This is a genomic window from Kocuria tytonicola, from assembly GCF_003687455.1.
GTDB lineage: Bacteria > Actinomycetota > Actinomycetes > Actinomycetales > Micrococcaceae > Kocuria > Kocuria tytonicola.
In genome coordinates this window covers 1-8,596 of record NZ_PHOA01000103.1, presented here as the reverse complement: position 1 = coordinate 8,596, position 8,596 = coordinate 1, and the positions used below count along the sequence as shown (strand labels likewise).

Here is an 8,596-nt window from a genome sequence, read left to right as displayed (position 1 = left end):
CTGCTGACCCTCCTGACCGGTTCGCCGGCCGCCGTGGCGGCCCCGGCGCCGGGCCCCCCGACCCCACCGGCAGCACAGCCGACGACGTCGCCGGTCCGACCTCCCGTGCAGGCCCCGGCGAAGCCCGCGGCGGGTGCGGCGGCCGGGGCGGGTGCCACCGCGCCCACCACCGCGTTCCACCAGACGTTCACGGCGGCGGGGAAGACCTCCACGTACCACGTCTACGCGGACGGCATCGACCGCTCGAAGGCGGTGGGCGCGGTGTACTACCTGGGCGGTGACCACCGGAAACCGCAGGATTCCTGGGTGGGCCGTCCCGAAGGCGCCGAGCTGCGCGCCATGGCCGCGGAGGCCCGGAAGAAGAACATGGTCCTGGTGGTCCCCCTGTCCCCGGATCACGATGCGCGCGGCGACGGCATCACCTGGTGGGAGGACGCGGACGGCAACGGCGACTGGTTCCGAGCGCTCCAGGCCTCGCTCACGAGCCGCCACGGGCTGGACACCTCCCGCGTGTGGGTCGCCGGCTACTCGGGCGGCGCCGAGTTCATCACGTACGAGCTGCTCGCGGACCGGCAGAGTTGGATCCGGGGCGGTGGTGCCACGATCATCGGCGGGGGGGGCTCGTACGGCATGCAGAGCACCCCCGGCACAGCGGTGCGAGGCCTCCCGCTCACGTGGCACGTGGGTTCCGAGGACGGCCCCGGCAGCACCAACCCGCCCACCTGGTCCGCGCTCACGGCCGCCCGGACGGGTCAGAAGCGCTACGCCGCGGACGGCTTCACGCGCACCCGCCTGTCCACGCTGCCGGGGCTGGACCACGAGGACTACGACATCGTGGGCCTGCTGCGCCAGGACCTCGCCTCCCTGCCCGCCGCCTCGACGACGACGCCGCCCGCGTCCTGGCTGCGCGGCGCCATCCGCACCGACTACCTCGCCACGGGCGGGGCCGCCGTTTACGGGCAGCCCACCTCGCCGGAGAAGTCCACGGGCCACCTCGGCGGGATGCACCAGGGCTTCACCCGGGACTGGACCTACTACTGGAGCCCGCAGACCGGCGCCCACCCCGTGAGGTGGGGCAGCGGCATCGGCAACGCCTACCGTGCCGCGGGACTGGAGCGCGCGTGGGGCTACCCCGTGGCGGCGGAGCGGGCCCTGCCGGGCGGGGCCTACCAGGACTTCCGGAACGGGGACGCCAGGTTCCGCGCCATGTACTCCCCGCGCACGGGAACGCACGTGGTCAAACTGAGCGGGGGAATCGGCTCGGCGTGGCAGAGGGCCGGGCACGAGCACGGCTGGGGGTACCCCGTGACGGACGAGTACGCCGTGGCCGGGGGACTGGCGCAGAAGTTCTCCAACGGGTACGTGGCCACGTGGCACCGCGCCACCGGGAAGGTCACCGTCACACGGGGCTGAGACCGCACCGGCCCGCCCTGCGGAGAAAGGCGGTGCCCCTGCGCCCGGAGACCGTGGTCCAGGCTCGGGAGCCCCGCCTCCGCCTCACCTTTGGCAGGGTCAGGAGCGCTCCGGCTCCGCGGCCTGCGCGCGGCTGGCCGGCATGAGAAACCTCCAGGGGCTCTGCTCCAGGGACAGCGGCATGGGGACCTCGATGACCGTGGGCCGCTTCGCGCGGATGGCCTGCTCGATCGCCGGGCCCAGCTCGGCGGGGGAGGTGGCCCGCAGGCCCAGTGCGCCAAAGGACTCCGCCATGGCCACGAAGTCCGGGTTCACCAGCTCGGTGGCCGAGCCGTGGCCGTAGATCCGCACCTGGTCCGCCTGCACGTTGCCGAAGGCGTTGTTGGTGAAGACCACCGTGACCACGTTCAGCCCGAACTGCACGGCCGTGGCCAGATCCTGCACGCCGTACATGAACCCGCCGTCACCGGTCACGGAGACCACCACGGCGTCCCGGTGGGCGGCCTGCACACCAAGTGCCGTGGGGAAGCCGTAGCCCAGGTTGCCCTGGTAGCCGCCCGTGATGAAGTGCCGGGGCTCGTAGACGTCCAGCGCGAAGTAGGAGGCGAAGCCGATCTGCGAGACCTCCTCCACGAAGTAGCCGTCCCGGGGCAGGGCCCCGCGGATTGCGGCGAGATATTCGCTGTGCGGGGTGAGCCGCGCGATCTCCGCGCGGGCCCGCTCCTTGGCCGCTGCGAGCTCGGCCACGCGGGACTCCCGTGGGGGCGTACCCTCCAGTGCGTCGAGCAGCTGCCGCGCCACGGTTCGGGCGTCACCCGTGAGGGCCACGTCCGGGGTGAGCCGGTCCTGCTGGGCGGGGTCGATGTCCACGTTGATGGTGCGCAGACCGTCGGGGGTGTCCGGCCAGCGGAACCACACCAGCTCCTGGCGGGTCCCGATGCCCAGCAGCACGTCCGTGTCCGCCCAGCGCTCGAAGCCCTCCGCGCACGTGAACCCCAGGGGGTCCTCGTCCGAGACGATGCCTCGGCCGCCCCGCAGCGAGACCACCGGCGCCTGCAGCTTCTCGGCCAGCGCCAGCACCTCGGCGCCGGCGTGCCGGGCACCGCTGCCCACCATGACCATGGGGTTGCGCGCCCCGGCCAGCACCCGGGCCGCACGCTCCACGGCACGCGCGTCCGCGGCCGGCGTGGCCGGTACGGGTCCGGCGGCCGGTGCCATCCGCGCCTTCTGCGTGAGCACATCCCACGGAATGGCGACGACGGCGGGCCCGGGCCTGCCGCTCGTGGCCTCCGTGAACGCCTCCGCCACGGCGGCGGGAACCTCTGCGGGGTCCGTCACGGTGGTGGCCCACTTGGTGAACGAGGACACCGTGGCCAGCTGGTCCGGCATCTCGTGCAGGTGCCCCATGCCCCTGCCCATGAACTCGGTGGGGATCTCGCTCGTGAGGCACACCGTGGGCGTGCTCGTGGCGAGCGAGGTGAGCATGCCCGCACTGGCATTGAGCACGCCCGGGCCCGGCACCACGCTGTAGACCCCCGGGCGCCCGGTGGACTGTGCGTAGCCCAGGGCCATGTACGCGCAGGCCTGTTCGTGGCGGGCCCCGATGACCTCGATCCCCTCCTCCCGCCGCAGGGCGTCGAAGAGCTCGTAGGTCTGCACCCCGGGGATGCCGAACACGGTGTCCACCCCGTGCTCCCGCAACCCCGCCACCGCGGCCTGGCCGGCGGTGAGTTCGGAGGATGCGGACGCGGCGTCGTCGTGCGTGCTCACGGGCGTGCTCCTACTCGTGCGTGTCCGCGTGGACCGCGGTGGGCTGCTCGGTGCGGCGCGTCACGAAGATGCCGGTCACCGCGATCAGGATCGTGGCGGTGACGGTGAGGAGCAGCTGGGTGCGGGTGGCGGGGTCCAGCATGGCCACCACGATGATCAGCACCAGCAGCGCCACGGTGAGGTAGGACAGGAAGGGGAACAGCGGCATCCGGTACGTGGTGGACTTCACCCCGGGGTTCTCGCGCTCCCGGCGGTGGCGCAGCGTGATCTGCGAGGCCGACACGGAGATCCAGACCATGATGATGGTGGAGCCCACGATGGACAGCAGCGTCTCCAGGACCTTGCCGGGGAAGATCGCCTCCAGGATGCTCGCGATGAAGCCGAAGGACACGGTCAGCAGCACCGCGCGGCGGGGCACGCTGTTGCTCGCGGTGCGCTTGATGGCCGCGGGGGCGTAGTTGCGCTGCGCCAGCGAGTGCATCATGCGCGAGGCGGCATAGATGTTCGCGTTCAGGGCGCTGAGCAGCGCGAACACGGCGATCAGGGCCATGATGCTGCCCGCGGCGGGCAGACCCGCCACGTTGAGTACGGCCGCGAAGGGCCCCTCGGGGGCGTCCGCCTGGGAGGGCTTGAGGATGGCCACGATGATGAACACGGTGCCGATGTAGAACAGGACGATGCGCCACGCCACGGTGCGGATGGCCGTGGCCACGCTCTTCTGCGGGTCAGCGGTCTCGCCCGCGGCGATGGCGACGATCTCGGTGCCGCCGAACGCGAAGATCACGATGAGCAGACCGGCGCCCACCCCGGCGATGCCGGTGGGGGCAAAGTCCGTGAAGTTGGACAGCCCGCCCTCGTGGCCGGGGATCACCCCGAGCAGCATGAGGATGCCCACCACCAGGAACGCGAGGATCACGCCCACCTTGAGGAACGCGAACCAGAACTCGAACTCGCCGTACTTGCTCACCGCGAACATGTTGACGACCGTGAAGACGGCCATGAAGACCACGCTCAGCACCCAGGTGGGCGGGACGGCGATTCCGACCACGCTCTCACCCAGGATCCCGGTGAGGATGGTGGCGGCACCGTTGGCCTCGGCCGCGGTGACCACCGCCAGCTGGACCCAGTACAACCAGCCCACGGTGTAGCCGGCCACGGGGCCGAACGCGTTCTGGGCGTGGGCGGAGAACGCGCCGCTGGTGGGGTTCGCGGCGGAGAGCTCGCCGATCATCCACATCACGAGCACGACGAGCGCGCCGGCGACGATGTAGGAGATCAGGATGGCGGGCCCGGCCACGGCCACGCCCTTGCCGCTGCCCAGGAACAGCCCGGCGCCGATCGCGCCGCCCAGGCCCATCATGGTGAGCTGGCGGGGCTTGAGTCCGCGCACGGTGGCGGTGGAGACGTCCGGGGTCCGTTCCGGCGTCTGCGAAGTGGTGGTGCTCATGTCTGGGTCAGCTCCCGTTCGACGGCGTCGTTGCCGCATTGAGGTGGTTCAGCACGTCCTGCGCCGCCACGATGAAGGTCTGGTTGCCCGCGGGGGAGCCGATGCTCCCCCGGATGCCCTCGCCCGCGAACGCGCGGACGATCACGCCGTGACGGGCGAAGATCTGCTCCGCCTCCTCCGTGTGCTCGCCGGTGCGCAGCCACACGAAGTTCGCCTGGGACTCCACGACGTCCCAGCCCTGCTCGGTGAGCTGCTGGTGCACGTGGTCGCGCTGCTCCACGAGGGCGGTGATCCGCTCCTCCACCTCGGACTCGGCGGCCAGGCTGGCCAGCGCGGCCTGCTGCGCGAGGTTGCTCACGCCGAAGGGGATGGCCACCGCACGCAGGGCCGCGCTGATGTAGTCCGGGGCGATCGCGTAGCCGATCCGCAGCCCGGCCAGGCCGTAGGCCTTGGAGAACGTGTGCAGGACCACCACGTTGGGGTACTCGCGGAAGAAGTCGATGCCGCGGGCGGCGGCCGGGTCCACGTTGAAGTGCACGTAGGCCTCGTCCACCACCACGAGCACGTTGCTGGGCACCCGTGCCATGAACTCGTGCAGCTCGTCCGCGGTCACGGAGGTGCCGGTGGGGTTGTTCGGCGTGCACACCAGCACCACCTTGGTGCGTTCCGTGACGGCGGCGGCCATGGCCGGCAGGTCGTGCCGCTCGTCCGCGGTCAGCGGCACCTTCACGGCCGTGGCGCCGGCCAGCCCGGTGAGGATCGGGTAGGCCTCGAAGGAGCGCCACGCGAAGACCACCTCGTCACCCTCGTCGCACACCGCGCGGATGATCTGGGAGGCCACCTCCACGGATCCGCTGCCGAAGCTCACGGCGGACGGTTCCACGCCCCACCGGTTCGCCACGGCCTCCGTGACGGCCTGGCAGGTCATGTCCGGGTAGAGGTTCATCTGCGGGGACACCTGGTTCACGGCGTCCAGGACGGACGGCAGCGGCGGGTACGGGTTCTCGTTCGAGGAGAGCTTGTACTGGACGGCGTCCGACGACGCCGCGGACTTCCCCGGCTTGTACGGGGGAAGGGACTGCAGCGCGGATCGCAGGGACACGGCGGATCGGCCCGCGTCCTCCGAGGCATGGTGAGACACGTATGACTCCTTGAGGGATGTGTGGTGGCAGTCACAGTGACACGGAGCACGAGAGTGCACAACCGGTTCATCCTATGATGAGCACAATGCCCATTTTTTCGCAGGCTCTGCGGCTGTTCCCTGCACAATGTGTCAGGGGAAGAACCCGTGCGGCGACGCCGGGCCCGTGCTCAGTCAGGGGAATCGGAGATGAAGATCGACGAGCTCGACGTCCGGATCGTGCAGCTGTTCACGGAGGACTCGGGGATCGGGGTGCTGGCCGCCTCGCGTGCCCTGGGGGTGGCGCGGCCCACCGTGCAGGCCCGGCTGGACAAGCTCAAGGCCGCGGGTGTGATCCAGGGTGTCGCACCCGCCCTGAACCCGGCCAGGTTCGGCTATCCCGTCATGGCGATCGTCTCCATCGAGATCAGCCAGGGGGTGGGCCACGTTCCCGTGGGGGAGGCGCTGCGCGAGATCCCCGAGGTGATCGAGATGTACACGGTCTCGGGCGACCACGACGTGATGGTCCGGGTGGTCGCCCGCTCCAACGACGACCTCCAGCGCGTTCTCGACGCGATCAACGCCACCGGCGCCGTGAACCGGACCCGCAGTGTCGTGGTGCTGCAGACCCACTTCCAGAACCGCGTGCTGCCGCTGTTCGCTCAGGTGGGCGGGGTGGGTGCCAAGCCGTCCGGTCAGGAGCCGGAATGATGAAAGTCCCGCCCGACCATCCGGTCGAACGGGGTCTCCTGCGGTGGGTGTTCCACGAAACTCGCTGACCAGGGCAAACGCCGGTGCTCCGGCCAACGCGTGTACATAAGCAGTGAAGATTTTGTACACCTGCTTGACTGCCGAGGAAGGTGTGGTCTTCGGCGTCGTGCTGAGCCGGGTCGACCAGCCCGACGACATGGCTATCATCGTTGCGTGGCTGGCCTCCGAAGACGGCCAACTCTGCTTGATGCCGGTCTGGAGCAGTCAGCACCGTTCCCAGATGGGGAAGGAAGACGGTCTGCCTCTTGCATTCGGGCCGCGTGCATCTCCTGGGTCGAACGGACCTATCACCGCCGACGGTGCCAGGTTGGCCTGGGCCGATTGACCTGTACTGACTATGCGGGCCATGCCGACCTCAGTCGGGGACTTCGTGGCCTGAACCTGGGACTGATGCGCAGGTAGGTGTCACATGAGCTGTGGCGCTGAGGAGCGTTGCAGGGAAGGATGTGGACTATGCCTGCTCCCTATCCCCAGGAGTTCCGTGACGACGTCGTGCGCGTGGCGAAGAACCGCGAACATGGCGAGAAGCTCGCCGTGATCGCGAAGGACTTCGGGATCTCCGAGTTGTGTCTGACGAACTGGATGCGTCAGGCCGATGTCGAGGACAGCGCCCGGCCCGGCAAGACTCGAGAAGAGTCCTCCGAGCTGCGAGATCTGCGTCGCCGGAACCGGCTGCTGGAGCAGGAGAACGAGGTCCTCCGCCGTGCGGCGGCCTACCTTCCCCAGGCGGGCCTGCCGGGAGAAGGCTCCACCCGCTCGTGACCGAGCTCGTCGACGACGACGGAATTCCCGTCGCGGTGTCCCTGCGGGTCCTGAAGCTCTCCCGCCAGCCTTACTACCGTTGGCGGAAACAGCAGGTCACCAAGTCCGAGCTGATCGGCTGATCGAGGCCCACCGGGCGAACGCCCTGTTCGACGCCTTCGACGACCGACTTGACAGAGACTCCCCGCCGGCACAGCGCGAAGTGCGGTGGAAAGGCAATGAGACCCCGGAGCTCACGCAAAATCTGCGTGTTCCGGGGTCTCGAGGCTGAGACGAGAGGACCTCAGCAGTGGAACGCGACGGAAGCCGCGGCAGCCATCACCGAGCCCTGAGCCTCCTCGTCGGGAGAAATTCCGGACTTCTCTTCCAGGAACTTCTGGAGTTCAGTGGAGTCGATGCCAGCCAGGTCGGCCACTGCAGAGGTGGCCTGTTCCGGAGTGTCCATCTCCTGAACCTTGGAGACGAGGTCCTCGAAAGCCTGGGCATCGGTGATCTGGGAGTTGACGTTGTCCATGATGATTCCTTCGTTCAGGGAGTGGCTTCAGCGGTTCTCCGCTGAAGCCACTCTATGGCAAGGTCATTCTCTGTTGCTGATACTCTTCTTAAGATTCGCTTTGGTGCAAGACGACGCGGAATGGCCACCGGCGCTGGTGATATGGACACCGAGGCACTCTGGGATGAACATGTATGGGCCGTACCGACGCTTCTGCGAGGTGCGGCAGGGCTGGTCGGGGGAAGATCGAATGTACGGGTCGGACGACCACCTTGAAGGTGCTCGACCCGTCGATATGCTCCGGCTCGGCAGAGCCAAAGGGGTCTGGCAACAGGGAGGCGGGTCGTGCCTGACGCTAAAACCATGGTCACTGGCGGGAGGAGTCTGCAGCACTTTTGGCCTGCATGGGGAGAAGGAGGTAGTGGCGCCGTATCAAGTCCGAGCATGACTTCCTCGACGCTTCGGAGGCGGAAGCCACGCTCGTTCGTACCGGCGAGTTGCTCGGTTACCAATGTTGTGAGGTCTGCCGTTGCCCTGTTTTCTAGGTCAACGCGGACACGTGTGAGCTGTTGCCGGTGAGCACCGCCATGCTTGAGGTCACTCACGGCTGCCGCGGGCCAGTGGAAAGTAGTGTGATCCTGTGGCTATGCACTCCTTCGCTACTTTGAGAAGCAGGACGAGCCCGTACGTCATCTAGGGCGTGTCTGACAAAGCCTTCGCCCAGGTGATGACGGAGTGCAGGATGATGGCGGCGCGGTAGGTCACAGCGTGTTTGTCGTACCGGGTCGCGATGGCGCGCCATTGTTTGAGCTGGCAGTAG

9 protein-coding genes and 1 pseudogene are annotated in these 8,596 nt (G+C 68.7%); 5 read left to right on the top strand and 5 right to left on the bottom strand.

Going from position 1 to position 8,596, the window contains the following annotated elements; translation table 11 throughout:
* Positions 1–1,413 (top strand): hypothetical protein (locus CWC38_RS09975; RefSeq protein WP_240625205.1); only part of this gene is annotated, 1,413 nt, incomplete at its 5' end.
* Positions 1,414–1,512: 99 nt separating this feature from the next.
* Here CWC38_RS09975 and CWC38_RS09970 read toward each other — a convergent pair.
* From CWC38_RS09970 to hisC, 3 genes are read right to left on the bottom strand one after another with little or no spacing between them, the layout of a single operon-like run.
* On the bottom strand, positions 1,513–3,183 hold the full coding sequence (locus tag CWC38_RS09970) for a thiamine pyrophosphate-dependent enzyme (protein WP_121846596.1): 1,671 nt from the start codon (positions 3,181–3,183) through the stop codon (positions 1,513–1,515).
* Between the two features lie 10 nt (positions 3,184–3,193).
* The gene (locus CWC38_RS09965) at positions 3,194–4,630 is read right to left on the bottom strand and encodes an amino acid permease (RefSeq protein ID WP_121846595.1); all 1,437 of its coding nucleotides are present in this window, start codon (positions 4,628–4,630) and stop codon (positions 3,194–3,196) included.
* A gap of 7 nt (positions 4,631–4,637) precedes the next feature.
* Entirely contained in the window at positions 4,638–5,771 is a 1,134-nt protein-coding gene (gene hisC / locus CWC38_RS09960; RefSeq protein WP_121846594.1) for a histidinol-phosphate transaminase, read from the bottom strand.
* A gap of 189 nt (positions 5,772–5,960) precedes the next feature.
* Between hisC and CWC38_RS09955 the strand changes: the two genes are divergently transcribed.
* The 4 genes from CWC38_RS09955 (at position 5,961) to CWC38_RS12585 (ending at position 7,405) form a co-directional block, all read left to right on the top strand.
* Entirely contained in the window at positions 5,961–6,461 is a 501-nt protein-coding gene (locus CWC38_RS09955) for an Lrp/AsnC family transcriptional regulator (RefSeq protein ID WP_121846593.1), read from the top strand.
* A 112-nt stretch (positions 6,462–6,573) separates the two neighbouring features.
* Complete coding sequence (locus CWC38_RS09950; protein WP_124106160.1) at positions 6,574–6,846, top strand: hypothetical protein; 273 nt, start codon at positions 6,574–6,576, stop codon at positions 6,844–6,846.
* Between the two features lie 128 nt (positions 6,847–6,974).
* The gene (locus CWC38_RS12265; protein ID WP_206059892.1) at positions 6,975–7,283 is read left to right on the top strand and encodes a transposase; all 309 of its coding nucleotides are present in this window, start codon (positions 6,975–6,977) and stop codon (positions 7,281–7,283) included.
* Complete coding sequence (locus CWC38_RS12585) at positions 7,280–7,405, top strand: hypothetical protein (protein ID WP_276309577.1); 126 nt, start codon at positions 7,280–7,282, stop codon at positions 7,403–7,405. Before CWC38_RS12265 ends, CWC38_RS12585 begins: the two co-directional genes overlap by 4 nt.
* A gap of 161 nt (positions 7,406–7,566) precedes the next feature.
* Here the strand turns inward: CWC38_RS12585 and tvaA are convergent, their stop codons facing one another.
* Both tvaA and CWC38_RS12440 read right to left on the bottom strand, forming a co-directional pair.
* Positions 7,567–7,797, bottom strand: coding sequence for a thioviridamide family RiPP peptide (tvaA, locus tag CWC38_RS09940; RefSeq protein ID WP_121846591.1), 231 nt, complete (start codon positions 7,795–7,797; stop codon positions 7,567–7,569).
* Between the two features lie 672 nt (positions 7,798–8,469).
* Positions 8,470–8,596, bottom strand: a pseudogene (locus tag CWC38_RS12440) (IS5/IS1182 family transposase); the annotation flags it as partial.

Excerpts from the sequence above, each read along its gene's own strand:
- CWC38_RS09965 (WP_121846595.1), bottom strand. The coding sequence starts at position 4,630 with ATGAGCACCACCACTTCGCAGACGCCGGAACGGACCCCGGACGTCTCC.
- CWC38_RS09955 (WP_121846593.1), top strand. The coding sequence starts at position 5,961 with ATGAAGATCGACGAGCTCGACGTCCGGATCGTGCAGCTGTTCACGGAG.
- CWC38_RS12265 (WP_206059892.1), top strand. The coding sequence starts at position 6,975 with ATGCCTGCTCCCTATCCCCAGGAGTTCCGTGACGACGTCGTGCGCGTG.
- tvaA (WP_121846591.1), bottom strand. The coding sequence starts at position 7,797 with ATGGACAACGTCAACTCCCAGATCACCGATGCCCAGGCTTTCGAGGAC.